The sequence below is a fragment of the Streptomyces sp. WAC05292 genome (assembly GCF_003949955.1).
Taxonomy (GTDB): Bacteria; Actinomycetota; Actinomycetes; order Streptomycetales; family Streptomycetaceae; genus Streptomyces; species Streptomyces globosus.
In genome coordinates this window covers 1-960 of record NZ_RPSE01000775.1, presented here as the reverse complement: position 1 = coordinate 960, position 960 = coordinate 1, and the positions used below count along the sequence as shown (strand labels likewise).

Annotated in this window: 1 protein-coding gene; it reads left to right on the top strand. The window is 72.7% G+C overall.

All coding sequences use genetic code 11. The annotated features are described in order from the left end of the window. Positions 1-37: 37 nt before the first annotated feature. A partial coding sequence (locus EF903_RS32965; protein ID WP_125548574.1) for an acetyl-CoA carboxylase biotin carboxylase subunit family protein occupies positions 38-960 on the top strand: 923 nt, incomplete at its 3' end.

Sequence of the window (960 nt, the reverse complement as noted above, 5' to 3'; positions counted from 1 at the left end):
CCGCCACCCCGTCCGGCACCTCCTGCGAGGCCACACCATGACCCACGTCGCCGTCATCAACTACGGCCCCCGCCACGACTACGCCGCGATGCTCCCCGAACTGGCCGACCGGCTGCACGTCTTCAGCCACCACCGGCTCACCGGCACCGCCGGCCTCGCCTCGTACGAGTACGTCGAGGACTGCGAGTCCGTCCCCTACCCGGAGCTGCGCATCCGCGGACTCGCCCGCGAGACCGGACTCGCCCACGTCATCACCGACAACGAGTACGACCTGGAGCGCGCCGCCCGCATCCGCGCCGACCTCGGCCTCCCCGGCCAGAGCCCCGCCAGCGCCCTGTCCTTCCGCGACAAGGCCGTCATGAAGGAGACCGCCCGCCGCACCGTCCCCACCGCCCCCTTCCGGCGGCTCGCCGACATCACCGACCTGACCGGCTTCATCGCCGAGCAGGGCTACCCCGTCGTCGTCAAACCCGTCAAACAGGGCGGCTCCCGCGACATCAGCGTCCTGCGCGACGACGACGCCCTCCTCGCCTTCAGCCGCCGCCCCTGGCGCGACGACCTCATGGCCGAGGGCTTCGTCGAAGGCCCCATGTACCACGTCGACGCCGTCGTCGCCCCCGGCTACCGCTTCGTCGCCGCCTCCCGCTACCTGCGCAGCTGCCTCGGCGTGTTCTCCGGGCAGAACAACGGCTCCGTGCAGCTCCACCCCGTCCGCGACCCCTTCGCCCGACGGCTGGAGGACTTCCTCGACCGCGTCCTGGAGGCCTTCGACACCCCCGAGACCGCCGCCTACCACCTGGAGGTCTTCCACACCCCCGACGACGAACTCGTCCTCTGCGAGATCGCCTCCCGCGTCGGCGGCGACCGCATCCCCGCCCTCACCCGCCTCACCTACGGCGTCGACCTGCACACCGCCTGGCTGCGCCAGTCCGTCGGCCTGCCCGCCGCCCCGCCGCCGGC